This is a genomic window from Sulfitobacter aestuarii, assembly GCF_042685005.1.
In the GTDB taxonomy this organism is placed as follows: Bacteria; Pseudomonadota; Alphaproteobacteria; order Rhodobacterales; family Rhodobacteraceae; genus Sulfitobacter; species Sulfitobacter aestuarii.
Genome location: NZ_JBHUMP010000002.1, coordinates 109,890 through 134,515, shown reverse-complemented (window position 1 = coordinate 134,515; position 24,626 = coordinate 109,890). Strand labels below are relative to the sequence as shown.

General features: G+C 65.6%; 19 protein-coding genes. 9 read left to right on the top strand and 10 right to left on the bottom strand.

Annotated elements, in window-relative coordinates; all coding sequences use genetic code 11:
• Nucleotides 1-23: 23 nt before the first annotated feature.
• From ACFSUD_RS02960 to mraZ, 6 genes are read right to left on the bottom strand one after another with little or no spacing between them, the layout of a single operon-like run.
• Nucleotides 24-1,451, bottom strand: coding sequence for a UDP-N-acetylmuramoyl-tripeptide--D-alanyl-D-alanine ligase (locus ACFSUD_RS02960; protein ID WP_386371322.1), 1,428 nt, complete (start codon nt 1,449-1,451; stop codon nt 24-26).
• Entirely contained in the window at nt 1,448-2,929 is a 1,482-nt protein-coding gene (locus ACFSUD_RS02955; protein ID WP_386371320.1) for a UDP-N-acetylmuramoyl-L-alanyl-D-glutamate--2,6-diaminopimelate ligase, read from the bottom strand. The genes ACFSUD_RS02960 and ACFSUD_RS02955 overlap by 4 nt, the downstream gene beginning before the upstream one ends.
• 13 nt (nt 2,930-2,942) lie before the next feature.
• Complete coding sequence (locus ACFSUD_RS02950; RefSeq protein ID WP_386371318.1) at nt 2,943-4,730, bottom strand: peptidoglycan D,D-transpeptidase FtsI family protein; 1,788 nt, start codon at nt 4,728-4,730, stop codon at nt 2,943-2,945.
• A complete protein-coding gene (gene ftsL / locus ACFSUD_RS02945; protein ID WP_386371857.1) occupies nt 4,727-5,080 on the bottom strand; it encodes a cell division protein FtsL in 354 nt (117 codons plus the stop codon). Before ftsL ends, ACFSUD_RS02950 begins: the two co-directional genes overlap by 4 nt.
• Before the next feature lie 4 nt (nt 5,081-5,084).
• Nucleotides 5,085-6,074: a 16S rRNA (cytosine(1402)-N(4))-methyltransferase RsmH gene (rsmH, locus tag ACFSUD_RS02940; protein WP_386371316.1), complete on the bottom strand. Its 990-nt coding sequence runs from the start codon at nt 6,072-6,074 to the stop codon at nt 5,085-5,087.
• Between the two features lie 5 nt (nt 6,075-6,079).
• Complete coding sequence (mraZ, locus tag ACFSUD_RS02935) at nt 6,080-6,583, bottom strand: division/cell wall cluster transcriptional repressor MraZ (protein WP_386371314.1); 504 nt, start codon at nt 6,581-6,583, stop codon at nt 6,080-6,082.
• A gap of 800 nt (nt 6,584-7,383) precedes the next feature.
• Between mraZ and ACFSUD_RS02930 the strand changes: the two genes are divergently transcribed.
• On the top strand, nt 7,384-8,136 hold the full coding sequence (locus ACFSUD_RS02930; RefSeq protein ID WP_386371312.1) for a hypothetical protein: 753 nt from the start codon (nt 7,384-7,386) through the stop codon (nt 8,134-8,136).
• A 21-nt stretch (nt 8,137-8,157) separates the two neighbouring features.
• Here the strand turns inward: ACFSUD_RS02930 and ACFSUD_RS02925 are convergent, their stop codons facing one another.
• Entirely contained in the window at nt 8,158-9,222 is a 1,065-nt protein-coding gene (locus ACFSUD_RS02925) for an Mrp/NBP35 family ATP-binding protein (protein WP_386371310.1), read from the bottom strand.
• 480 nt (nt 9,223-9,702) lie between these two features.
• On the opposite strand from ACFSUD_RS02925, the gene ACFSUD_RS02920 reads away from it, so the two are divergent.
• A complete protein-coding gene (locus tag ACFSUD_RS02920) occupies nt 9,703-9,912 on the top strand; it encodes a DUF1127 domain-containing protein (protein ID WP_386371308.1) in 210 nt (69 codons plus the stop codon).
• 251 nt (nt 9,913-10,163) lie between these two features.
• Here ACFSUD_RS02920 and ACFSUD_RS02915 read toward each other — a convergent pair whose 3' ends face one another.
• On the bottom strand, nt 10,164-12,584 hold the full coding sequence (locus ACFSUD_RS02915) for an ATP-dependent helicase (protein ID WP_386371306.1): 2,421 nt from the start codon (nt 12,582-12,584) through the stop codon (nt 10,164-10,166).
• 150 nt (nt 12,585-12,734) lie between these two features.
• Between ACFSUD_RS02915 and ACFSUD_RS02910 the strand changes: the two genes are divergently transcribed.
• The 3 genes from ACFSUD_RS02910 (at nt 12,735) to ACFSUD_RS02900 (ending at nt 18,052) form a co-directional block, all read left to right on the top strand.
• Complete coding sequence (locus ACFSUD_RS02910; RefSeq protein ID WP_386371304.1) at nt 12,735-13,901, top strand: alpha-hydroxy acid oxidase; 1,167 nt, start codon at nt 12,735-12,737, stop codon at nt 13,899-13,901.
• Nucleotides 13,902-14,036: 135 nt separating this feature from the next.
• Complete coding sequence (locus tag ACFSUD_RS02905; protein ID WP_386371302.1) at nt 14,037-17,477, top strand: pyruvate carboxylase; 3,441 nt, start codon at nt 14,037-14,039, stop codon at nt 17,475-17,477.
• Nucleotides 17,478-17,569: 92 nt separating this feature from the next.
• On the top strand, nt 17,570-18,052 hold the full coding sequence (locus ACFSUD_RS02900; protein ID WP_386371300.1) for a DUF2244 domain-containing protein: 483 nt from the start codon (nt 17,570-17,572) through the stop codon (nt 18,050-18,052).
• A gap of 105 nt (nt 18,053-18,157) precedes the next feature.
• Here ACFSUD_RS02900 and ACFSUD_RS02895 read toward each other — a convergent pair whose 3' ends face one another.
• Nucleotides 18,158-18,622: a GatB/YqeY domain-containing protein gene (locus ACFSUD_RS02895; RefSeq protein WP_386371298.1), complete on the bottom strand. Its 465-nt coding sequence runs from the start codon at nt 18,620-18,622 to the stop codon at nt 18,158-18,160.
• Between the two features lie 193 nt (nt 18,623-18,815).
• Here ACFSUD_RS02895 and carA point away from each other — a divergent pair, with 193 nt between their 5' ends.
• On the top strand, nt 18,816-19,979 hold the full coding sequence (carA, locus tag ACFSUD_RS02890; protein WP_386371296.1) for a glutamine-hydrolyzing carbamoyl-phosphate synthase small subunit: 1,164 nt from the start codon (nt 18,816-18,818) through the stop codon (nt 19,977-19,979).
• Between the two features lie 91 nt (nt 19,980-20,070).
• Nucleotides 20,071-21,954, top strand: coding sequence for a glycosyltransferase family 2 protein (locus tag ACFSUD_RS02885; protein WP_386371294.1), 1,884 nt, complete (start codon nt 20,071-20,073; stop codon nt 21,952-21,954).
• A gap of 18 nt (nt 21,955-21,972) precedes the next feature.
• On the opposite strand, the gene ACFSUD_RS02880 is transcribed toward ACFSUD_RS02885, so the two are convergent.
• The gene (locus ACFSUD_RS02880) at nt 21,973-22,641 is read right to left on the bottom strand and encodes a GntR family transcriptional regulator (RefSeq protein WP_386371292.1); all 669 of its coding nucleotides are present in this window, start codon (nt 22,639-22,641) and stop codon (nt 21,973-21,975) included.
• Between the two features lie 98 nt (nt 22,642-22,739).
• Between ACFSUD_RS02880 and ACFSUD_RS02875 the strand changes: the two genes are divergently transcribed.
• Both ACFSUD_RS02875 and ACFSUD_RS02870 read left to right on the top strand, forming a co-directional pair.
• Nucleotides 22,740-23,387 (top strand): pyrimidine 5'-nucleotidase, encoded by a 648-nt coding sequence (locus tag ACFSUD_RS02875; protein ID WP_386371290.1) that lies wholly within the window; start codon nt 22,740-22,742, stop codon nt 23,385-23,387.
• Nucleotides 23,388-23,396: 9 nt separating this feature from the next.
• The gene (locus ACFSUD_RS02870; RefSeq protein WP_386371289.1) at nt 23,397-24,593 is read left to right on the top strand and encodes a UbiH/UbiF family hydroxylase; all 1,197 of its coding nucleotides are present in this window, start codon (nt 23,397-23,399) and stop codon (nt 24,591-24,593) included.
• Nucleotides 24,594-24,626: the final 33 nt, after the last annotated feature.

Below are 24,626 nucleotides of genomic sequence, written 5' to 3'. Positions count from 1 at the left end.
TACTCAGTAATCAACGGGGGGAGTCACGAGGTTGCGACCGGATGGCCCATTTTTCGGATCGCGTCAACGATCAGACCTAGTTTCATCGACAGCGAGCCCTTGGCCAGCACGACATCGCCGGGATCGAGCCTTGCGCGCAGACCGGAGAGCATCTCTTCGGCGCTCTCGGTCCAGTCGCCGCGCTGATGTTCGGGCAGCAGGTCATGGAGACTGCGCATCAGCGGACCGATGCAATGCACCTTGTCGAGTTCCTGCGTCGCCGCCAGATGCGCGAGCCCCGCGTGCAGGGCAACCGCATCCGTGCCGAGCTCTTTCATGTCACCGAGAAAGGCGATGCGCCGCCCCTTGCTGACCCGGCCGATATCATGGGTCACGGCGCTGGCCGCCAGCACGTCGAGCGCTGCGGCCATAGACGTCGGATTGGCGTTGTAGCTGTCGTCGATGAGCTCGAGCGTCAAACGCGGATCGGCCGGGTCGAGCAGGATCCGCTCCCGCATCCCGCGCCCCTGGTAGGGCGACCAGCGTCCGAGGGATTGCACCGCCAACGCGCGGTCAGCGCCCATCGCCTCGGCCGCGGCAAGTGCTCCGAGCCCGTTCATCGCGAAATGCCGTCCCGGGGTCGCGAGCTTGAACAGCAGCGGCGTCTCCTCGATCTCGGCCTGTACCACGGTCGTATCGGCCTGCACCTTGACCGCGCTAAGCTTGTAATGATGCGCATGTTCGCCGAATTCGACATCGCGCAAGCGCAGGTCCACCGCCTTGGCCATCAGGATCGCCGCATGTTCGATATCGGCATTGATCACCGCTGCCCCACCGGGTTCCAGCCCTTCGAAGACGCTGGCCTTCTCCACCGCGATCTGCGCGACATTCTCGAAGGCTTCCAGATGCGCTGCCGCCACCGTGGTAATCATCGCCACGTCGGGCCGCGCCAGCTTGGCCAGCGGCGCGATTTCGCCGGGATGGTTCATGCCGATCTCGATGATCGCGAACTCGGTGTCCTGCGGCATCCGCGCCAGCGTCAGCGGCACGCCCCAATGGTTGTTGTAGCTCGCGACGCTGGCATGGGCGCGGCCCTGATTGCCGAGGATCGCCAACAGCATTTCCTTGGTCGAGGTCTTGCCGACCGAGCCGGTCACCGCCACGACTTTCGCCAGCGTACGCGCCCGCGCAGCGGCCCCGAGCGCTTCCAACCCGCGCAGCACGTCATCGACGATCAACAGCGGCGCGTCTTCCGCCACGCCGTCGGGCACATGCGAAACCAGCGCGGCGCCTGCGCCCTTCTCCAGCGCCTGGGCGACAAATTCATGCCCGTCGCGCGCGTCTTTCAGCGCTACGAAAAGATCGCCCTTTTGCAGGGTCCGCGTGTCGATTGAAACCCCTTCGCAGGCCCAGTCGCCCCGTGCCTGCCCGCCGGTTGCCGCCGCCGCTTCGGCGCTTGTCCACAAACTCATGCCAGCCTCCCGTCGAGCGCCGCCACCGCGACGCTGGCCTGTTCCACATCATCAAACGGCAGAATGTCTTCGCCGACGATCTGCCCGGTCTCATGGCCCTTTCCCGCAATCAACAAGGCGTCCCCCGGCCCCAGGGCGTCGATGCCGCGCAAGATCGCTTCGGCGCGGTCACCGACCTCCTGGGCGCCGGGTGCGCCCTGCATCACGGCAGCGCGTATGGCGGCAGGGTCTTCGCTGCGCGGATTGTCATCGGTGACGATCACCTGATCGGCGTGTTCCGCCGCCGCCTGTCCCATCAGCGGACGCTTGGCGCGGTCGCGGTCGCCGCCGGCGCCGACAATGGCGATCAGACGACCCATCACATGCGGGCGCATCGCCGCAAGCGCCGTGGCCACCGCATCGGGCGTATGGGCATAATCGACGAAGACCGCCGCGCCGTTATCGCGGGTGGCGGCGAGCTGCATCCGGCCGCGTACGGTGGTGAGATAAGGGAGAGTGTCAAAGACCTCGTCTGGATCACCGCCACAGGCGATCACCAGCCCGGCCGCGAGCAGCACGTTGTCCGCCTGGAATCCGCCGATCAGCTCAAGCCGCTTCTGATAGGTCCGTCCGCGCCAGGTGAAGCGCAGATCCTGCCCGGTCGCGTCAAAGCGCTGGCCCTGCAGATGCAGGTCACCGCCATCACGCCCAACGCTCAGCACCGCACAGCCGCGCGCCTTGGCAATCGCCGCCATATCGACCCCCTTGGGATCGTCGATATTGATCACCGCCGCGCCGTCCTCAGGCAGCACGCGCGCAAAAAGCCCCGCCTTGGCGTCGAAATAGGCGTCAAAGGTCCGGTGATAATCAAGGTGGTCCTGGGTAAAATTGGTAAATCCGGCTGCCTTCAGCACGACCCCGTCAAGGCGGCGCTGGTCAAGCCCGTGGCTCGACGCTTCCATCGCTGCATGGGTAATGCCGTTCTGCGCCGCCTCGGCCAGCGTGCGGTGCAAGGTGATCGGCTCCGGCGTGGTATGGGCCAGCGGGGCGCTCCATGCGCCCTCGACCCCGGTGGTGCCAAGGTTGACCGCCGCGAGGCCCGTCTCGATCCAGATCTGGCGCACGAAGGTAGAAACCGAGGTCTTGCCGTTGGTGCCGGTCACCGCGGTCATCGTGGCGGGCTGGGCGCCGAACCACAAGGCAGCGGAGCGCGCCAAAGCCTCGCGCGGATTGTCGCTGCGGATCAGCACCGCCTCGGATGCGGCAAGCTCTTCGGCAGCGATCTTTGCGCCCTCGGCATCGGTCAGCACCGCCGCCGCGCCCATGCGCAGGGCATATTGGATGAACTCTCCGCCATGCACCCGGCTGCCCGGCAGCGCGGCAAAGAGAAATCCGGGCTTCACGGCACGGCTGTCCACCGCCAGTCCGGTAATATCAGGATTGCCCCCGCCGCGGCCGGTCAGGCCCAGCGAGGAGAGCGGAACGGCACGGCTGCTCATGGAATAGGTCTTTTCAGTTGTTGCTGGTCAGCGTTAGCACAGCCTCGGCGACGGGTTCAACTGTGGGCCGCAGCCCCAGCAGCGGCGCGATCCGGCGGATCATCTCGGCAGCCACCGGCACTGCCGTCCAGCCTGCGGTGCGGCGCGGTTTTGGCCCCGAAGTCTCGACCGGCTCGTCCAGCGTCACGATCAGTACATATTTCGGATCATGCGCCGGGAAGATGCTGGCGAATGTGGCGATCACCTTGTCGGTGTAATAGCCGCCATTGGGACGCGGTTTGTCGGCGGTGCCGGTCTTGCCGCCGACCTGGTAGCCCGGCACTTCGGCAAAGCTTGCGGTGCCGTCCTTCACGACCTTGCGCAGCATCAACCGCGCTTCCGCGGCGGCGCGCTCGGACATCACACGCTCGCCAAGCTGCGGCGCATCCTGCTTGATCAGCGTCGGCGCCACCTTGCGCCCGCCATTGGCAATCGCGGCATAGCCCGCCGCCAGATGCATCGGGCTCGAGGACAGACCGTGTCCGTAGGAGATCGTCACGCTCGACAATTCGGTCCAGCGCTTGGGCAGCAGCGGCTTGCCGCCGGAAGCCTCGACAATCTCGAAGGGCGTCGCCTCGAAGAAACCGAGACTGCGCAGGAAATCCTGCTGCCGCCCGGCGCCGATCTGCAGCGCCAGGCGCCCGGTGCCGCGGTTGGAGGATTGGACGATGATGTCGGCAACGCTCAGCTTGCCGTAATTCTTGTTGCGAAACTCGCCGATCCTAAACCCGCCGACCTTCATCGGACCAGCGGTGTCGATCACCGTGTCGGCCGTAACCAGTCCGAGGTCCACGGCCTGAGCGGCGGCGAAGATCTTGAAGGCCGAGCCGAGCTCATAGACCCCCTGCACCGAGCGGTTGAACAGCGGGCTGTCGGAGGCATCCCCCTGCACCGCCGGACGCGGACGGTCATTGGGATCGAAGGAGGGCAGCGACACCACGCTGACGATCTCGCCGGTCTGCACGTCCATCAGCACCGAGGTCGCGCCCTTGGCGTTCATCAGCTTCATGCCGCCATAGAGCACCCGTTCGGAGGCCGCCTGCACCGTCAGATCCAGCGACAATTGCAGCGGCTTGCCGCCATTGGCCGGATCGCGCAGGTAATCGTCGAAATATTTCTCGACACCGGCCACCCCGATCACCTCGGCGGCGTGAACGCCTTCCTTGCCATAGCTGGCCCCGCCCATGACATGCGCGGCCAGCGTGCCGTTCGGATAGAGCCGCATGTCGCGCGGCGCGAAGAGCAGGCCCGGATCGCCGATGTCATGCACGGCCTGCATTTGCTCCGGGCTGATCTTCTTCTTGATCCAGAGGAATTTGCGCTTGCCGGTGAAGTCCTTCACCAGCCGCTCTTCATCAAGGTCGGGAAAGACCTTGACCAAGCCTTTGGCCGCGGCGACGGGATCGACCATATGGCGCGGCTGCGCATAGAGCGCATGGGTCTCGAAATTGGTCGCGAGGATATTCCCGCGCCGGTCGATGATGTCGGCACGGGTGGCGGAGATCACCGCGCCCGGCGCATGGGCACGCGGTTCTGTCGGCTCGGTGGTGGCCAGAAGCCCCATGCGTCCGCCGACCACGGCAAAGGCACAGAAGAAAAACACGCCGAGCACCAGCAACCGCCCCTCGGCCCGCTGGCGCGCCGCGTCGCGCATCTGCTCGTGGCGGATACGCTTGTTCTCGCGCTCGATCGCATCCGGGTTCTCGCCGCGCTGCCGGGCTTCGAGGATACGCGCCAGCGGGCGCAACGGCGTGCGGATCATAATGGATCTTCCTCGGCATTCATCGTGGAGACATCGACCGGGTCGACGATCGGCAGCTCCGGGACAGGGGGATAGGCGACCTGATCGACCTGGCCGAACTGGTCGGGATGCAGGGGCAGCAGCCCGAGCCGGTCGAAATTGATGTCGGCAAGGTCACGCAAACGGTCCGGGCGGTTCTGATAGGCCCATTCGGCGCGCAGGACCGCGAGCCGCGTATGGGCGCCGCGGATATTGGCGTGGAGCTTGTCCGCTTCGCTCAGCGCCTGCTGGGTGGCGTAATTCTCGCGGTAGGCCCAGAAGGCCAGCCCGACCACCGCGCAGGTGGTGAGAATGTAAAGCACGGTGCGCATCATTTCAGAGCCCCCTGACCATCGGCATGCCGATCGACTTGCCATCCACCGTGCCGCTCGGGGCATCGGTCCTGATCGCGACCCGCAACTTGGCCGAACGGCTGCGCGGGTTCTCTGCCAGCTCCTCGGCGTCCGGGCCGATGGCCTTGCGTTTCTCGATGCGGAATTGCGGCGCCTCCTGCGGCACTTCGGGCGCGAAGCGGTTGGCATTGCCCCCGGCCCCGGCCCGCGCGGTGAGGAAGCGCTTGACCATCCGGTCCTCGACCGAATGGAAGGTCACCACCGCCAGCTGCCCGCCCGGCTTCAGCGCCCGCTCTGCCGCCATGAGTCCGCGGAACAGCTCGCCGTATTCATCGTTGACCGCGATGCGCAGGGCCTGGAAGCTGCGGGTAGCCGGATGGCTCTGTCCGGGCTTCTGCCGTGGGAGGCAGCCCTCGATCAGCTTCACGAGCTCCAGCGTATGGGTGATCGGCGCCTCTTCGCGTGCCCGCACGATCGCCCGCGCGATCCGCCGGCTTGCCCGTTCCTCACCGTACTGGAACAGGATATTGGCGAGCAATTCTTCCTCCGCGCCATTGACCAGATCCGCCGCCGACGGGCCATCCTGGCTCATCCGCATGTCGAGCGGCCCGTCTCGCATGAAGGAAAACCCGCGTTCTGCAAGATCGAGCTGCATCGAGGACACGCCAAGGTCGAGCACTACGCCGTCGAGATCTTGACCGTATTCGTCCATCTTCGAGAAGACGCCGGGCTGCATGGTGAGCCGCTCGCCATATCCCCCTGCCCAGCTGCGCGCCATTTCGAATGCCAGCGGATCGCGGTCCACCGCGATCACCCGTTCGGCCCCGGCATCGAGCAGGCCCCGGGTATAGCCCCCGGCACCGAAGGTCCCGTCGAGCCAGACACCCCGCACCGGCGCGATGGCCTTGAGGATCGGGCCGAGGAGGACCGGCTTGTGCGGCGTTTCGGGTTCAGGGGTTTGCGGATCGACCATCGTTATTACTCCCCGGGCTTGCCGTCCAGAAAGATTAGCGGGTCGAAATCATCGGGCAGCTCGTCCAGCCATTCCTCTTCGCGGGCGCGTTCGACCGTATCATAGGTCCGGGGCTTCCAGATCTGAAATGTGTCACCGGCGGCGATGAAGAAGGCCTCGCCCTCGAGATCGATCTTCTGGCGCAGCTTGGCGGGCAGGACCAGGCGGCCGGTCTCATCGACATTGGTCGGGAAGGACTGGCCGTGGAACAGCCGCTGCAGCATCTTGCGCTCCATCGAGCCGCGCGGCAGGGCGTCGATCTTGGCATCGACCTCGTCGATCGCCTTCATCGTGTAGCATTCAAGGTAATCGCGGCGGTGATCGCCATAGACGATGATCAGTTCGGGATTGTCGCCGCTCTGCCAATTCGGATCACCGGCCTCCAGCACACGCCGAAAAGAGGCCGGGATAGACACCCGCCCCTTCGCATCGACCTTGTGATGGCTTTCGCCTCTGAACCTGCGGCTCACCTGTTTGTCCCTGCCTGCGCCTCGTTACGCTATTGTTGTCGTGTTCGATGCTGTCCTGTCGCTCACGAGCCTCGCCTCATCCATGCCGCCCTGCGGATATGGAAACGGCGGGTTGATCTGCTGCCACTGATCAACCCGCCGCCCTCGTCCCGCACGTTGGCGGGGAAGTCCGACTGCGCGCGCCACCTGGGGGGATGTCTGCTCGCCCGCGCGCCGGATCTCTTTGGTCTGATGAAACCGAGTTGCCTGTATGAAACCTGCTAGGTTTTGATTTGTATTTGGGGTCGTTTGTTGCCCCGTGTCCCGTTCTCATCCGATGCATTAGGGATGCCATGGGAATTGATGGGCGGCAACATTTAATTTTTCTCAAACCCGCAATATTTAGTTTTGCACATCCTTGTAGAACAACATCTGGTGGACAAAATTCCGGGACAATTGGCATATATGGTGATGAACTTCAGTGAATGAAATAGATATGGTGTCAGATCAAAGTCGTGTCGAATGTGCCATGATTTCCCAGTTTAATTCATGCACAATTTTATCCACAGGGTCATGTTCGTTGCATGTTCTTCGCGCCACCTGTGCGGCCTCGCGAATTTCAAGGAGTGTGACCCGAGAACGCCCCACGAAATGCGGAAATTTGCCGAATCGCTCTCCCCTGCGCCGGGCCATTCCCGGGCTATCTCACCTCCGGTCCCACGCTTTCCCGTACCGCGTCCCGTCTTTTCCCGTGCCGCCCTGTCTTGCCCTTTGCAGCGCCAGAAGCCACAACCGCGCGACACCATCACGGAGCCGCATCCATGCGCGAGAGCCTAGCCTACCTGATCCATGCCCTGCGGATGCTGGTCCATGAGCCCGCTACCACCCTGCGCGTGCTGCAGCCAGCCCTGGTGCTGCTCGGTGGCGCGAGCATCGCCGCGGCTACCGTCGCGCCCGACTTTCTCGCCCTCTCCGCCCAGGATCCGGAATCCCTCGTCCTGCCGACCCCCGGCAAGATGCTGACCGGACTGCTGCTCGCCGTGCTGGCACTGCTCGGCTATGCGCTGGTGGCGATCCTCTGGCACCGCCATGTGCTGCTCGACGGGCCGGAGCAGCTGCGTCCGGACGGCGGCATCGTGCTCTCCTATATCTGGCGAGCGATCCTGGTCGGGTTGGTGCAGATGGCGATCAGTATCCCGGTGATCTTCCTGATCTCGGCATTCGGCGCCAGCGGCATGCCCGTCTCCCTGCTCGGCATCCTTGCCGCGGTGTTCTTCGTCTGGGTCGCGCTTCGGCTCAGCGTCATTCTTCCCGCCGCCGCGCTCGGCGAGACGATGACGATCCGGCAGAGCTGGGAGACGACGGCACCATCCGCACTGCCGCTGCTTTGGCTGGCGTTGTGGCTGCTGGTGATCAATTCGCTGATCTCGGCGGGGATCGCCCTGCTCGTGACACCGGCAACGCCATTTGGCATCGCGCTCGGGACGCTTGCCTATCTCGTGGAGGGACTGATCTTCATCAGCGTTCTGACCACGCTCTATGGTCACCTGGTCCAGCGCCGCCCGCTCTCATGAGCGGCGCCGAAGAGGCCCGGTTCAGGCTTTGCCGTCCTTGATCAGGGTCTCGGCGAGCCTGGCATAGGCCTCTGCCATCGGGCCCGTCCCGGTCGCGACCGGGGTGCCCTCATCCCCCGCCAGACGGGTCTCCAGATCGATCGGCAGGTTGGCGAGCAATGGCACGCCCAGCTTCCCGGCCTCCGCCGCGACGCCGCCATGACCGAAGATATGATGCTCGCTGCCGCAGTCGGGACAGACAAAGAGCGACATGTTCTCGATCAGACCGAGCACCGGGGTCTTCAGCGTTCCGAACATGTCAAGCGCCTTGCGCGCGTCGATCAGCGAGACATCCTGCGGCGTGCTGACGACGATGGCGCCATCGAGTTCGGTCTTGGTGCAGAGCGTGAGCTGCACATCCCCGGTGCCGGGCGGCAGATCGACGATGAGCACGTCGAGCTCCCCCCATTGCACCTGCCCCAGCATCTGCTGCAACGCCCCCATCAGCATCGGCCCGCGCCAGACCACCGCCTTGCCCTCCTCGATCATGAAACCGATCGACATGAGCGTCACGCCATGGGCCTCGAGCGGGATGATCGTCTTGCCGTCCGGAGAGGCCGGGCGCTTGTTCACCCCCATCATCCGCGGCTGGCTCGGCCCGTAGATATCCGCATCGAGCAACCCGACCCTGCGCCCCACCCGGGCCAGCGCCACCGCGAGGTTGGAACTCACAGTCGATTTGCCGACCCCGCCCTTGCCCGAGCCGATTGCCAGGATGCGCTTGACGCCTGCGGGCTTGAGTGGGCCTTCCTGCGGTTTCGGATGACCACCGACCTTCAGGCTCGGCGGCTTCGCGGCAGGCGCATGCGCTGTCAGCGCCACCTGCGCAGCGCTGACCCCGGGCAGTTCGGCGACGACCTTCTCCGCCGCATCCCGCAAGGGTCCCATCTGCTGGGCGATCTCGGCGCTCGGCGCCTCGATGACAAAGCGCACCACGCTGCCCTCGACATTGAGCGCGCGGATCAGGTCATGGGCGAGCAGGTTGCGGCCATCGGGCATCATTACCCGGGCCAGCGCCGCTTCGACATCGGCCTTGGTGACGGACATGAGCTTCTCCTTACAAATCATTGCATGATGCATGGCAGGTTTTGCACAAATCACAAGTCCGACCCCCGCCCGGCCAGCCGCGAAGGTCCAGCCCGCGGCCCATGTTCATGCTGCATAGCAGCATTGCAAAAAGCTCCATTGTGCATTTGCGGCGAAAGGACCAAATACCGCTCAACGAACAGGCCAGACGGCAATGTTCGAAACGGATCAGACGGCCCCATCCTCCTCCCGGGAATGTCTGTTATTGGCGGCGACATCCTCCTCCTCCCTGATGTCGCCGCTTACTCCTCCCCTCGATGACCCCGCCCTGCCCGGCTTTGCCACGGCGGAATTTTTTCGTTTCAAGAAAACATCTTACCGGATCTTCCTCCCATGCAGAAAACGCATAACGGCCTTGCCGACACGTCCATTGTGCATCTGCAGCAAAAGCTTATCTAGGCGTCAAGAAACAAACGAAGCCGCATGAAACGAGGTGCCCAGATGGCATATATGAACACATCCGCAACGACCCCTTCCTTCTTCGCCCGCATTGGCACGGCCTTTGAAAAGCTGGCGACCCGCTACAAGCAGCACCGCATGTACCGCGAGACATTCGAAGGTCTGAGCGCGCTGAGCAACCGTGAGCTGGCCGATCTCGGCCTGAACCGTTGCGAACTGCGCCGCGTCTCCTGGGATGCCGCTAAGCGCTGAACGCGCACGACGACAGAATTCAGATCGGGCGCGCATCCTCCTCCCTGACGCGCGCCTGTACCGGGGCCGGCATCCTTCTCCTCCTCCCTGAGGGTGCTCACCCCGACGCCCCAAGACGCACCCTCCCTGACGTCTTGGTCAGCGCATAGAACGGCGGCACCTTCCTCCCAAGGTGTCGTCGTTTTACGTTTGGGGGACGATCGCCGCGCCGGGGGCGTCGAACGCTGCCCAACGAGGAACTGCGCGACCGTTCAGAACGGCACGTCGTTCCCGGCACTCAGGAAGCGCGACACGACCTTCTTGGTCCCGGCCTTCTCGAAAGCGACTTCCAGCTTGTCGCCCTCGATCCCGACGATCTCGCCATAGCCGAACTTCTGATGGAACACCCGCTCGCCCATGGTGAAGGCGCTGACCGCCGACATGTCGATGGTCACGTTGCGGCTCTCCTTCGGCTGGCTCATGCCGCGAGCACCCGAACGCGCCTGCAACCGGCGCCAGCCCGGCGAATTATAGACATTCGCCTCCGCCGCGGCCTCATGCAGGTTGCTCTGCGGCATTGCCGCGCCATAACCGCCGCCATAAAGCCCCGGCGGAGTCAGGACCTCGACATGGGCCTCGGGCAGCTCATCGATGAACCGCGAGGGCATGGCGCTCTGCCATTGCCCGAAGACCCGGCGATTCGCGGCGAAGGAAATCGTGCAGATCTCCTCGGCCCGGGTGATCCCAACATAGGCGAGCCGCCGTTCCTCCTCGAGCCCCTTGACCCCGGATTCATCCATGCTGCGCTGCGACGGGAAGAGACCGTCCTCCCAGCCCGGCAGGAACACGGCGGGAAATTCGAGCCCCTTGGCGGCATGCAGGGTCATGATGCTGACCTTGGCCCCCTCGCCCTCCTGCTCATTATCCATGATCAGGCTGACATGCTCGAGAAATCCCTGCAGGTTCTCGAATTGCTCCAGCGCCTTGATCAGCTCCTTCAGGTTCTCCAGCCGCCCCGGCGCCTCCGGCGTCTTGTCGTTCTGCCACATGCCCGTGTAGCCCGATTCGTCGAGGATGATCTGCGCCAGCTCCACATGGCTGGTCTCCGGCGGAGCATATTCCAGCTCGGTTTCCCCGGGCGCGCCATCGATCACCGCGTCGTCCGAAAGGTCGCGCGCGCGCAGCGGGCCGCGGGTCATCGCGCTCCAGCGATCGATCCCCTCGATCAACCGCCGCAGCTGCGCCCCGCCCTTGCCGCCGAGCCCGTCATGCGCGAGCAGGATCCGCGCGCCTTCGACCAGGTTGACGCCATGTTCCCGCGCCGTGACCTGGATCTTCTGCTGGGCCTTGTCGCCCAGACCGCGTTTCGGCGTGTTGACGATCCGCTCGAAGGCCAGGTCGTCGTCTGGGCTGGTGACCACGCGGAAATAGGCCATGGCATCGCGGATCTCGAGCCGCTCGTAGAACCGCGGGCCGCCGATCACCCGGTATGGCAACCCGATGGTCAGGAACCGGTCCTCGAAGGCGCGCATCTGATGCGAGGCCCGCACGAGTATCGCCATGGACTCGAGCGACATCGCCGACAGCCCCCGGGTGCCGCGCTGCATCGCCTCGATCTCGTCTCCGATCCAGCGCGCTTCCTCCTCTCCATCCCAATGGCCGATCAGCCGCACCTTCTCGCCGCCCTCGGCCTCGGTCCAGAGCGTCTTGCCCAAACGCCCCTCATTCCCGGCGATCACCCCCGAAGCGGCGGCTAGGATATGCGGGGTCGAGCGGTAATTCTGCTCCAGCCTGACCACATGGGCACCGGGGAAGTCGCTCTCGAACCGCAGGATATTGCCCACCTCGGCGCCGCGCCAGCCATAGATCGACTGATCGTCATCGCCCACGCAGCAGATATTGCGATGCCCCTGCGCCAGCAGCCGAAGCCACAGATATTGCGCCACGTTGGTATCCTGGTATTCGTCCACCAGGATATACCTGAACCAGCGCTGATATTGTTCGAGCAAATCGCCATGGGTTTGGAAAATGCTGACCATATGCAGCAGCAGGTCGCCGAAATCGGTAGCGTTGAGCTCCTTCAGCCGCTGCTGATATTGTGCATAGAGCGCCACGCCCCGGTGATTATACGCCCCCGCATCGGCGGCCGGTACCTTGTCCGGCGTCAGCGCCCGGTTCTTCCAGCCGTCGATGATATTGGCCAGCAGCCGGGCGGGCCAGCGCTTGTCGTCGATCCCCTCGGCCGCCACCAGCTGCTTGAGCAGCCGCAGCTGATCGTCACTGTCCAGGATGGTGAAATTGCTCTTCAGCCCGACAAGCTCGGCATGACGGCGCAACAGCTTGACGGAGATCGCATGAAAGGTGCCGAGCCAGGGCATCCCCTCGACCTGCTGGCCGAGCATTTGCCCGACCCGGGCCTTCATCTCCCGCGCGGCCTTGTTGGTGAAGGTCACCGCCAGAATCTCGTTGGGCCGCGCCCGGCCGGTGTTCATCAAATGCACGATCCGCGCGGTCAGCGCCTTGGTCTTGCCGGTCCCTGCTCCGGCCAGCATCAACACCGGCCCGTCCATCTGCTCGACCGCCGCGCGCTGCGCCGGGTTCAACCCGTCCAGGTAGGGCTGTGGCCGCGCCGCCATGGCACGGGCGGACAGCGAAGCGCCCTCGAAGGCGTCCATCTCATCAAAACTGCTCATTCGCCCAATCTAGCGGCAAAGACGCGGAAGTGAAAGCCGTGTTCCACGGATGTTCCCTGGCTTCTTCTGACCGAAAATACCTCGGGGGTCCGGGGGTCGGCCCCCGGTCCGACGCTGGACAAACCCTCCCCCCTGCGGACAAATGCCGCCATGGACCTGCACGCGAGATATCCCGACCTGAGCGATCTGCGCCGCCGCGCCCGGCGCCGTCTGCCGCGTTTCGTCTGGGAATATCTCGATTCGGCCACTGGCAGCGAATCCACCAAGGCGCGCAACCGCGCAGCCCTCGACCGGGTCGGGCTGATGCCCTCGATCCTGCATGGCGAATTCACCCCGGATCTCACCACCCCCTTCCTTGACGCGGAGTTCCCGCTGCCCTTCGGCATTGCCCCGATCGGCATGTCGGGCCTGATCTGGCCCGATGCCGAAATCCACCTGGCCCACGCCGCCGCGCGGCATCGAATCCCCTATGGACTGTCCACCGTCGCCGCCCGCAGCCCCGAGGACATCGCGCCGCATCTCGGGGCCCAGGGCTGGTTCCAGCTCTACCCGCCGCGGGATCCGAAAATCCGCCGCGACCTGCTTGACCGGGCCCGAGTCGCCGGATTTCACACGCTGGTCCTCACCCTCGATGTGCCGGTCGCCTCGCGCCGGGAACGCCAGACCCGTTCGGGCCTCACCAGCCCGCCGCGACTGACGCCGCGCCTGCTCGCGCAGGTGGTGCAGCGCCCCGCATGGGCGCTCGGCATGGCGCGGCGCGGTCTGCCCCGCATGGTCACGCTCGCCCCCTATGCCAGCGAAGCGGCCGCGGCGCCGCTGCCGTCAAATGCCCATGTCGGCTATCTGCTGCGCACCGCGCCGGATCATGATTACCTCGCCTGGCTGCGCGATGCCTGGCCCGGCAAGCTGATCGTCAAGGGCGTTCTGCGCCCGGAGGACGCCGCGCCCCTCACGGCGGCGGGGGTCGATGCGCTCTGGATCTCCAATCATGCCGGTCGCCAGTTCGACGCCGCTCCGGCGGCGATCGCCGCCCTGCCGCGGATCCGCGCCGTCACCAAGTTGCCTTTGATCTTCGACAGCGGCATCGAGACCGGACTCGACATCCTGCGCGCCCTGGCGCTCGGAGCGGATTTCGTGATGCTGGGCCGCGCCTTTCACATTGCGCTTGCCGCGCTGGGACCGCGCGGCATCGACCATCTGATCGACCTGCTCGCCCGGGACATGATTGCCAACATGGGCCAGCTCGGCGCCCGCAGCCTGCGCGATCTGCCCGCGCCATTCGATCTCCAGGCGGCCCCGGTGGTCCCGCAGCGATGATTCCTGTTTCGCAGCGCGAAAATCACGCCCCCGGCGGGGATCTGTCGGGATTTCCCCCGCTTTCGGCGCTCTCGGTATTGCGCTGCACTGCGGCATCCCTAAAGTGACGCCAAATCCGAGGAGGAGGGGACCGTAATGACCAATTTCAGCAAGATCCTGATCGCCAACCGCGGCGAGATCGCCATCCGCATCATGCGCGCCGCCAACGAGATGGGCAAGAAGACGGTCGCGGTCTTTGCCGAGGAGGACAAGCTCGGTCTGCACCGCTTCAAGGCCGACGAGGCCTACCGGATCGGCGAGGGGCTCGGTCCGGTCGCCGCTTATCTCTCGATCGACGAGATGATCCGCGTCGCCAAGGCGTCGGGCGCCGACGCGATCCACCCAGGTTACGGGCTGCTCTCGGAAAACCCCGAATTCGTCGATGCCTGCGAAAACAACGGCATCGCCTTCATCGGGCCGCGCGCCGAAACCATGCGGGCGCTAGGCGACAAGGCCAGTGCCCGCCGCGTCGCGATGGAGGCGGGCGTGCCGGTAATTCCGGCGACCGAAGTGCTCGGTGATGACATGGACGCGATCCGCGCCGAGGCCGCCGAGATCGGCTATCCGCTGATGCTCAAGGCCTCCTGGGGCGGCGGCGGCCGCGGCATGCGCCCGATTAACGGTGAGGCCGAGCTCGAGGAGAAGGTCCGCGAGGGCCGCCGCGAGGCCGAGGCCGCCTTCGGCAATGGCGAGGGCTATCTGGAAAAGATGATCACCCGCGCCCGGCATGTGGAGGTGCAGATTCTCGGCGACAAGCAGGGCGATATCTACCATCTGTTCGAACGCGACTGTTCGGTCCAGCGTCGCAACCAGAAAGTCGTCGAACGCGCACCCGCCCCCTATCTCAGCGACGCCCAACGCAAGGAAATCTGCGAGCTCGGTCGCAAGATCTGCGCCCATGTGAATTACGAATGTGCCGGCACGGTCGAATTCCTGATGGATATGAACGACGGCAAGTTCTACTTCATCGAGGTCAACCCGCGCGTGCAGGTCGAACACACGGTGACAGAAGAGGTCACCGGTATCGACATCGTCCGAGCCCAGATCCTGATCGCCGAGGGCAAGTCGCTGGCCGAGGCCACCGGGAAATCCGGACAGGATCAGATCACACTCAACGGCCACGCCCTGCAGACCCGCGTCACCACCGAAGATCCCCTGAACAATTTCATTCCCGACTACGGCCGCATCACCGCCTATCGCTCTGCCACCGGTCTCGGCATCCGGCTCGACGGCGGCACGGCCTACGCGGGCGGCGTCATCACCCGCTATTACGACAGCCTGCTGACCAAGGTCACCGCCAAGGCGCCGACGCCTGAAATGGCCATCGCGCGGATGGACCGCGCCCTGCGCGAATTCCGGGTCCGCGGCGTTTCCACCAACATCGCCTTCGTCGAGAACCTGCTGAAGCACCCGACCTTCCTCAACAACGAATACACCACCCGTTTCATCGACGAGACACCCGAGCTGTTCCAGTTCAGGAAGCGCCGGGACCGCGCCACCAAGGTACTGGTCTATCTCGCCGACATCACCGTCAACGGCCATCCCGAGACCAAGGGCCACCCGCGCCCCGCCATGGCCCGCGATCCGCGCCCGCCCCAGGCGCTTGCCGAGCCGCGCATGGGCACCCGCAACCTGCTGGAGCAGAAAGGCCCGCAGGCAGTGGCCGACTGGATGTCCCAGCAGCGCCAGCTGCTGATCACCGACACCACGATGCGCGACGGACACCAATCGCTGCTCGCCACGCGGATGCGCTCGATCGACATGATCAAGGTCGCGCCCGCCTATGCCGCCAACCTGCCGCAGCTCTTCTCGGTGGAATGTTGGGGCGGGGCGACCTTCGATGTCGCTTACCGCTTCCTGCAGGAATGCCCCTGGCAGCGTCTGCGCGACCTGCGCGCCGCCCTGCCCAACGTGATGACCCAGATGCTGCTCCGCGCCTCCAACGGCGTCGGCTACACCAATTATCCCGACAACGTGGTGCAGAAATTCGTCGAAACCGCCGCCAAGACCGGGGTCGACGTGTTCCGGGTCTTTGACAGCCTGAACTGGGTCGAAAACATGCGCGTCGCCATGGATGCGGTGATCGACGCCGGCAAGGTCTGCGAAGGCACGATCTGCTATACCGGCGATATCTTCGATCCCGACCGCGCCAAATACGACCTCAAATATTATGTCAAGATGGGCAAGGAGCTGAAGGCCGCCGGTGCCCATGTGCTCGGACTCAAGGACATGGCCGGCCTGCTGAAACCGGCCCAGGCCAGGGTGCTGATCAAGGCGCTGAAATCCGAGGTCGGCCTGCCGATCCATTTCCACACCCATGACACCGCCGGCATTGCCAGCGCCACCATCCTCGCCGCCTCCGAAGCGGGGGTCGATGCGGTGGATTGCGCGATGGATGCGCTCTCCGGCAACACCTCCCAGGCCACCCTCGGCTCGGTGGTCGAGGCGCTGCGCCACACCGATCGCGACACCGGGCTTGACATGAAGGCGGTCCGCGAGATCTCCGATTACTGGGAAACGGTGCGCAGCCAATACGGAGCCTTCGAAACCGGCATGCAGGCGCCCTCTTCGGAGGTCTACCTCCACGAGATGCCGGGCGGGCAATTCACCAACCTCAAGGCCCAGGCCGCCTCCCTCGGCCTCGCCGAACGCTGGCCCGAAGTGGCGCGCACCTATGCCGATGTGAACCAGATGTTCGGCGACATCGTCAAGGTCACGCCCTCGAGCAAGGTGGTCGGGGACATGGCCCTGATGATGGTCAGCCAGAACCTCTCCCGCGCCCAGGTCGAAGATCCGAATGTCGATGTCGCCTTCCCCGACTCGGTGATCGACATGATGCGCGGCAATCTCGGCCAGCCCCCCGGCGGCTTCCCCAAGCCGATCCTTGACAAGGTGCTGAAAGGTGAGAAACCCAATCTCGAACGCCCCGGCAAGCATCTGCCGCCGGTCGATCTGGAAGCGACCCGCGCGGAGCTGTCAAAGGAGCTCGAAGGCCGTGCCATCGACGACGAGGATCTCTGCGGCTACCTGATGTATCCCAAGGTCTTCCTCGATTACATGGGCCGCCACCGCCAATACGGCCCGGTCCGGAGCCTCCCGACCCGCAGCTTCTTCTACGGCATGGAACCGGGCGAGGAGATCGCAGCCGAGATCGACCCCGGCAAGACGCTGGAAATCCGCATGCAGACCACCAGCGAGACCGGCGAAGACGGTGAGGTCAAGGTGTTCTTCGAACTCAACGGCCAGCCCCGCACGATCCGGGTGCCGAACCGTCTGGTCAAGGCCACCACCGCCCAGCGCCCGAAAGCGGAGAGCGGCAACGAGGCCCATGTCGGCGCGCCGATGCCCGGCGTCGTCGCCTCGATCGCGGCCCAGGCCGGGCAAAAGGTCAAGAAAGGCGACCTGCTGCTGACCATTGAGGCCATGAAGATGGAGACCGGCATCCATGCGGAGACCGACGCGGTGATCAAGACCGTGCATGTACAGGCCGGCACCCAGATCGACGCCAAGGACCTGCTCGTCGAATACGACGGCTGATCCTGCCGGCCGCCCCGGCCCCGGGGCGGCCTCCGGAAACGAGCGCAGCACCGGCGCCCCTTCTCGCGGGTTCACAAGCCCCGGACCGCCCCATGCCCTATCACTGGATCACCCCGCCACGCGCCGCCCGACAGGAGATGCGCCTCTGGCCCCATCAATCCCTGCCACCCCGCGGGTTCGCGGGGTTCATCCTCGCCACGTTCATCCTGATCCTGATCCCGGTGCTGGCGCTGCTCGGCACCGTGCTGCTCTGGGGGCTGCTGCCCTTTGTGCTGATGGCGGTCGGTGGCATCTATTACGCGCTGCGGCGCAACCGGCACGCCCGGCAGATCGAGGAAATCCTGACGCTCGACGCGGACCAGGCCCGTCTCAGCCAGCGCGCCCCCGACGGGTCGCTGAAGACTTGGCAATGCAACCGATACTGGGTCACGGTGCATAAATACGAAGAGGACGGCCCGGTGCCGCATTACGTCACCCTGCGCGGCGAGGGCCGCGAGGTCGAGATCGGCGCCTTCCTCAGCGAGGAAGAGCGCATCGCCCTCTTCGAGGATCTGCAGCGCCATTTGCGCCCTTGAGGCCGCCGCCTTCTTCTGACCACAAATACCTTCGGGGGTCCGGGGGCAGACAGCCCCCGGCGCCTGACCTGCGCGCGCCGCCCGATCGCCGGGCGCGCTCCGGCGTCAGCCGCCGCTCAGCCGTTCCTTGACCATCGGCCCGACCTTCGCGAAATCCATGCGTCCGGTATATTTGCCCTTGAGCAGCCCGATCACCTTGCCCATGTCCCGGATCGACGTGGCACCGATCTCGGCGATCGCCGCATCGACCGCCGCCGCCTCTTCCCGCGCGTCGAGCTGGCGTGGCAGGAATTCCTCGATCACCGTGATTTCCTCGCGCTCGCGATCCGCGAGGTCGAGCCGTCCACCCTCCTCATAGGCGCGGGCCGATTCCATCCGCTGCTTGGCCATCTTGCCGAGGATCGCCAGCACCTCGTCTTCCCCGACGCCCTCCTCGTTGGCGGTGGCGCGGGCGGCGATGTCCTTGTCCTTGATCGCGGCATTGATCAGGCGCAGGGTCGACAGACGGTCGGCGTCCTTGTCCTTCATGGCCTGTTTCAGGGCATCGGAAATGCGGAGGCGCAAAGTCATGGCAGGAAAACATCCTTCTGGCAGCGTGAGGCTTGGACCTTACCGTTTCACTCCGCCGCGCGCAATGGGGGGCAACCTGCGGTAAATCATTGACAGACAAGGAAATCTCATTTCGCGCAATGTCTTGACCCTCCCTGCCCGCAGGATTAGGTTGCCCCCGTTTATCCACCCACATCCTGCTGGAGGCTGCCCCATGCCCGCGCCCGCTCACCCCCGCCCGACCGCCTGCCTCGTCCTCGCGGACGGGTCGATATTCTACGGTACGGGCTTCGGCGCCACCGGGGAAACCGTCGCCGAATTGTGCTTCAACACCGCGATGACCGGCTATCAGGAAATCATGACCGATCCGTCCTACGCCGGGCAGATCGTCACCTTCACCTTCCCGCATATCGGCAATGTCGGCACCAATCCCGAGGATGACGAGACCGGCGATCCGGTCGCCGCGGGTATGGTGGTCAAATGGATGCCGACCGACCCGAGCAGCTGGCGCAACGTGCAGCCGCTGTCGAACTGGCTGGCGGCACGCGGGCGCATCGCCATCGGCGGCATCGACACCCGCCGCCTGACCCGGGCGATCCGTCAACAGGGCGCGCCCCATGCCGCGCTGGCCCATGATCCGGAGGGCAATTTTGACGTGGAGGCGCTGGTCGCCAGGGCGCGCGGCTTTGCCGGTCTCGAAGGCATGGACCTTGCCAAGGACGTGACCTGCGCCCAGAGCTACCGCTGGAACGAGATGCGGTGGGCCTGGCCCAAGGGCCATGCCGAGCAGACGCAAGCCAAGCACAAGGTCGTCGCGGTGGATTACGGCGCCAAGCGCAATATCCTGCGCTGCCTGGCCTCGGCGGGCTGCGAGGTGACGGTCCTGCCGGCCACGGCCACCTATGAGGACATCATGGCGCATCAGCCCGACGGTGTGTTCCTTTCCAACGGTCCGGGCGATCCGGCGGCGACCGGCGCCTATGCGGTGCCGATGATCCGCGATGTGCTCGACAAGACCGACCTGCCGGTCTTCGGCATCTGCCTTGGCCACCAGATGCTGGCACTGGCGCTCGGCGCGCAGACCACCAAGATGAGCCATGGTCATCACGGCGCCAACCATCCGGTCAAGGACCGCGATACCGGCAAGGTCGAGATCACCTCGATGAACCACGGTTTCGCGGTCGATGCACAAACCCTGCCCGAGGGCGTGATCGAAACCCATGTCTCGCTCTTTGACGGGTCCAACTGCGGCATCCGCGTCGATGGCCGCCCGGTCTGGTCGGTGCAGCACCACCCGGAGGCAAGCCCCGGTCCGCAGGACAGCTATTACCTGTTCGAGCGTTTCGCCGAAGCCATGGCAGCCCGAGTTCCGGCCTGAGCCCCATCGTCTCCGCCGGTTGCCGTTAACCGGGGCTTAACCATGTCGCGCCACATTCTGTTCGCAATCGCACAACAGAACGTGGCGCATCATGAGCAATCTCTCCTTGCAGATCGACAGGGCCCGCGCCGCGACGCCGCCTCCGCCGCATCGCAGGTTCGGCGACTGGCTGCTCGCCGAAGGGCTGATCCGCCCGGCCGACCTCGATCATGCGCTCACCCAGCAAAGCCGCATCGACGCGCCGCTCGGGGAAATCCTCGTCGGACAGGGCCTGCTGTCGCGTCCCGAAATGCTCGGCGTCCTGTCGCGCCAGCATTGCGCACAGCTCGTCGATCTTGCGCGCAGCCCGCCGCCGCGCGACATCGCCCGACTGATCCCGGTCGATCTCTGCCTGCGCCTGCGACTGGTGCCCTGGCTGCGCATCGGCGAGATGCTCCTCGTCGCCACCAGCCGCCCCGATCTCATCGCGCAGCTGCGCACCTCCCTCGGAGCCGATCCGGGGCGGATCTATCCCGTCATTGCCGAGGACAGCCAGATCGGCGCAGAGATCAGCCGCCTCTATGGTCAGGAACTGGCCTGCCGCGCTGCCCTGCGGGTCCCTGCCGAGGCCAGTTGCCGCGGCTGGGACATCGCCTCGAAACGCCGATTGTCCGGCGGCCTCATCATGCTTGCCGCTCTCGCAATGGCGCTCCTGCTGGCGCCGCTTTGGAGCCTGACCCTCGCCATGCTCTGGGCCTTCGCGACCCTGTTGATGACCACGGCGCTGAAAGCCGCCGCGCTGGTCTCGCAGCTGCGCGCAGGCGCGCTGCGCCCGTTGCCGCAGATCTCGCCGCCCGCGGTCTGCACGCCGTTCCGCCTGCCCCGGGTCTCGGTCCTCGTACCCTTGCTGAAGGAAGAGGACATCGCCGATGCGCTGGTGGCGCGGCTTGCCCGGCTGACCTATCCCAAGTCTCTTCTCGACGTGGTGCTGGTGCTGGAAGCGGGCGATGCGATCACCCGGCAGACGCTGGCGCGCACCGCCCTGCCCGACTGGATCAGCGTCATCGAAGTGCCGGAAGCCAACCGGCTGACCACCAAGCCCCGCGCGCTGAACTACGCGCTCGATTTCTGCCGCGGCAGCATCGTCGGGGTCTGGGATGCAGAGGACGCGCCGGAGCACGACCAGATCGAAAAGGTCGTCTCCCGGTTCCAGCAGGCACCGCCCCATGTCGCCTGCCTGCAGGGCGCGCTCGATTACTACAATTGCACGAGCAACTGGATGTCGCGCTGTTTCACCATCGAATACGCGACCTGGTGGCGGATGATCCTGCCCGGCGTCGCGCGGCTCGGCCTGGTCCTGCCGCTCGGCGGGACGACATTGTTCTTTCGCCGCGCGATCCTCGAAAGCCTCGGCGGCTGGGATGCGCATAACGTCACGGAGGATGCCGATCTCGGCATCCGCCTGGCACGGCAGGGCTACGTCACCGAGCTGATCGACACGGTAACCTATGAGGAAGCCAATTGCCGGGCCTGGCCCTGGGTGCGTCAGCGGTCGCGCTGGCTCAAGGGCTTCCTGATCACCTGGTGCGTCCATATGCGCGCGCCGCGCCGGTTATGGGCAGATCTCGGGCCGCTGCGCTTTCTGGGCGTGCAGACGCTGCTGCTGGCGACCTTCTCGCAATTCACCTGCGCACCGCTGCTCTGGTCCTTCTGGCTGACCCTGTTCGGCATCGCCCATCCGGTGGCGCAGACACTGGGCAACGAGGCGATGTGGGCGATGGCCGGGTTCTTTCTCGCCGCCGAGGTGCTGAACCTGAGCCTGTCCCTGTGCGCGTTGACCCGGCTCGGACGTCCGCACCTGCTCGGCTGGGTCTTCACCCTGCCGTTCTATTTCCTGCTCGGCGCGTTGGCAGCACTCAAGGCGCTGCAGGAATTCGTCACCTGCCCGTTCTACTGGGACAAGACCGAACACGGCATCAGCAAGGAAACCCGCTGATCCGCCGACAGACCCGGATCAATACTGCTTTTCCTGCTCTTCCGCCTCGCGCTCCGCCGCTTCCTGTTTCAGCCGCGTCATGAAGGCGACCGAGATATGTGTACGCAGCGCCTCATCCGCCCCGGCCTCGTCGCGCGCCTCGATCATCCGCACGATTTGGTCATGCTCGGCCTGCGCGATCGGCCCACGTCCCTCTACCGCCAGCGAGGTCGTCGCCATCAGCGCCATCGACCGATGCACGAGGTCGAGCTGCTGCACCAGGTAGCGGTTGTGCGAGGCGAGGTGGATCTGCTTGTGAAACCGCCGGTTGGCACGGGACAGGGCTGCCGGATTGTCGGCCAGCTCATTGTCCATCTCGACCATCTCGCGCAGCACCCGCACCTCCTCGGCAGTGGCATGACGCGCCGCCAGCCGCGCCGCCAGCCCCTCCAGCGCGCCGCGCACCACATAGAGCTCGGCCATCTGGTTGTGATCGAGCGAGGCGACGATCAGGCTGCGGCCGTCGCGGCTCAGCAGCGATTGCGTCTCGAGCCGCTGCAACGCTTCGCGCACCGGGGTGCGGGACACGCCGAAACGCTCGGCCAGCTCGCTTTCCACCAGCCGGTCACCGGGACGATAGATACCGACGTCGATGGCTTCCAGAATCAGCGTATAGGCATCGGTCGTGCCGGATTTTGTGGTGGTCATGCGTTCTCTTCCCTTAACTCGCGCCACCTTACTGCCCGCGTCCATTTGCGCAAGCCCACGACCTTGCACGCGTCGCGTGTTGGCCCTAGCTAGGTGTCATGCCACGCGATGCCTTCTCCCACGTCCGTTCCTGGGTCTTTGACCTCGACAACACGCTCTATCCGCCGAGCGCGCGACTCTTCGATCTGATCGAGGTGCGGATGACCGCTTGGGTGATGGATACATTGAAGGTCGAGCGCGCCGAGGCCGACCGCCTGCGCAGCCACTACTGGCAAAGCTACGGCACCACGCTGGCGGGGCTGATGCGCGAGCATGGCGTCGATCCCGGCCCGTATCTCGATCATGTCCACGACATCTCCATGGACAGCCTGACCCCGGACCCCGAACTTGCCGCGCGGCTCCGCGCCCTGCCGGGGCGGCGGATCGTCTATACCAACGGCTGCGCGCCCTATGCCGAAAGGGTGCTGGCGGCGCGCGGTCTGTCCAACCTCTTCGATGCCGTCTATGGCGTCGAACATGCCGGTTTCCTGCCCAAGCCCGAGCAGGCCGCCTTTGACAGGGTGTTCGGTGCCGACGGGCTCGACCCCCTGGTCGGTGCGATGTTCGAGGACGATCCACGCAACCTCGCCGCGCCCCATGCCATGGGCATGCGTACCGTCCATGTGGCGGCGCTGCGCGATCCCGGCGCGCATGTGCAATATCACACCGATGACCTGGGCGGTTTCCTTGCCCGGCTCCTGCCCTAGATCCCCGCCATGACATATGATTGCGATATCCTGATCTCCGGCGGCGGCATCGCCGGGCTGACCGCGGCGGCGGTCTTCGGCAGCGCCGGTTTCTCGGTGATCTGTCTCGACCCGACCGCGCCGGTCACCGATGCCACGGCGACCGGCGCCGACATGCGCTCGACCGCGCTGCTGCAACCGGCGCGCGCGCTTCTGGAGGAGGCCGGACTCTGGGAGCGCCTCGCCCCCCATGCCGCGCCGCTGCAGATCATGCGCATCGTCGATGTCGGCAGCGAGGAGGCAGGCCCGCGCACCCTGCGAGAATTCGACGCCGCCGATATCTCCGAGCACCCCTTCGGCTGGAATTTCCCGAACTGGCTGCTGCGCCGCGAATTGCTGGCCCGGCTCGCCACATTGCCCAATGTCGATTTCCGCCCCGGCATGGCCAGCACCAGCCTGTTCACCCGCAGCGCCATGGCGCGCGTCGGGCTGAGCGACGGCAGCCGCCTGCAGGCGAAACTGGTGATTGCCGCCGACGGCCGCGACAGCCCGATGCGCCAGGCCGCCGGGATCGGGGTGACCACACGGCGCTACGGCCAGAAGGCGCTGGCCTTCGCCGTGACCCACCCGGTGCCGCATGACAATGTCTCGACCGAGATCCACCGCTGCGGCGGCCCCTTCACCCTGGTGCCGCTGCCCGACCGTGACGGGCTGCCCTGCTCGGCGGTGGTCTGGATGGATGCCGGTCCGGCAAGCCAGGCCCGGCTGACGCTGGATACAGAAGCTTTCGAAGCCGAAATGAGCGCGCGCAGCTGCCACCTCTACGGACCGCTGACCTTGGCCAGCCGCCGCGCCCTCTGGCCGATCATCGGCCAGCACGCCGAGCGGCTCTCGGGCGAACGTCTGGCGCTGATCGCCGAAGCCGCCCATGTTGTGCCGCCCATCGGCGCGCAGGGGCTGAACATGAGCCTCAGCGATCTCGCAACCCTGCGCGATCTGGCGCGGGACAACCGCGACAGCATGGGCGATGCGGTGATGCTCGACGCCTATCACAAGGCTCGCCACCCCGATATCCTGATGCGGGTGCGCGGCATCGACCTGCTGAACCGCGCCAGCCAGGCCAGTTCGCCCCTGGCCCGCGACGCCCGCGCGATGGGGCTCAACGCGCTGCACCGGCTCACGCCGCTGCGCAAGATGCTGATGCAGATGGGCCTCGGCACCCGCTGAACGGGCCGCGGCTTCCCGCGGCCCGCCCGATGG

Excerpts from the sequence above, each read along its gene's own strand:
- ACFSUD_RS02885 (WP_386371294.1), top strand. The coding sequence starts at position 20,071 with ATGAGCAATCTCTCCTTGCAGATCGACAGGGCCCGCGCCGCGACGCCG.
- ACFSUD_RS02905 (WP_386371302.1), top strand. The coding sequence starts at position 14,037 with ATGACCAATTTCAGCAAGATCCTGATCGCCAACCGCGGCGAGATCGCC.
- carA (WP_386371296.1), top strand. The coding sequence starts at position 18,816 with ATGCCCGCGCCCGCTCACCCCCGCCCGACCGCCTGCCTCGTCCTCGCG.
- ACFSUD_RS02870 (WP_386371289.1), top strand. The coding sequence starts at position 23,397 with ATGACATATGATTGCGATATCCTGATCTCCGGCGGCGGCATCGCCGGG.
- ACFSUD_RS02960 (WP_386371322.1), bottom strand. The coding sequence starts at position 1,451 with ATGAGTTTGTGGACAAGCGCCGAAGCGGCGGCGGCAACCGGCGGGCAG.
- ACFSUD_RS02910 (WP_386371304.1), top strand. The coding sequence starts at position 12,735 with ATGGACCTGCACGCGAGATATCCCGACCTGAGCGATCTGCGCCGCCGC.
- ftsL (WP_386371857.1), bottom strand. The coding sequence starts at position 5,080 with ATGCGCACCGTGCTTTACATTCTCACCACCTGCGCGGTGGTCGGGCTG.
- ACFSUD_RS02920 (WP_386371308.1), top strand. The coding sequence starts at position 9,703 with ATGGCATATATGAACACATCCGCAACGACCCCTTCCTTCTTCGCCCGC.
- ACFSUD_RS02880 (WP_386371292.1), bottom strand. The coding sequence starts at position 22,641 with ATGACCACCACAAAATCCGGCACGACCGATGCCTATACGCTGATTCTG.
- ACFSUD_RS02950 (WP_386371318.1), bottom strand. The coding sequence starts at position 4,730 with ATGATCCGCACGCCGTTGCGCCCGCTGGCGCGTATCCTCGAAGCCCGG.
- ACFSUD_RS02900 (WP_386371300.1), top strand. The coding sequence starts at position 17,570 with ATGCCCTATCACTGGATCACCCCGCCACGCGCCGCCCGACAGGAGATG.
- ACFSUD_RS02930 (WP_386371312.1), top strand. The coding sequence starts at position 7,384 with ATGCGCGAGAGCCTAGCCTACCTGATCCATGCCCTGCGGATGCTGGTC.
- ACFSUD_RS02925 (WP_386371310.1), bottom strand. The coding sequence starts at position 9,222 with ATGTCCGTCACCAAGGCCGATGTCGAAGCGGCGCTGGCCCGGGTAATG.
- ACFSUD_RS02915 (WP_386371306.1), bottom strand. The coding sequence starts at position 12,584 with ATGAGCAGTTTTGATGAGATGGACGCCTTCGAGGGCGCTTCGCTGTCC.
- ACFSUD_RS02895 (WP_386371298.1), bottom strand. The coding sequence starts at position 18,622 with ATGACTTTGCGCCTCCGCATTTCCGATGCCCTGAAACAGGCCATGAAG.
- ACFSUD_RS02955 (WP_386371320.1), bottom strand. The coding sequence starts at position 2,929 with ATGAGCAGCCGTGCCGTTCCGCTCTCCTCGCTGGGCCTGACCGGCCGC.
- ACFSUD_RS02875 (WP_386371290.1), top strand. The coding sequence starts at position 22,740 with ATGCCACGCGATGCCTTCTCCCACGTCCGTTCCTGGGTCTTTGACCTC.
- rsmH (WP_386371316.1), bottom strand. The coding sequence starts at position 6,074 with ATGGTCGATCCGCAAACCCCTGAACCCGAAACGCCGCACAAGCCGGTC.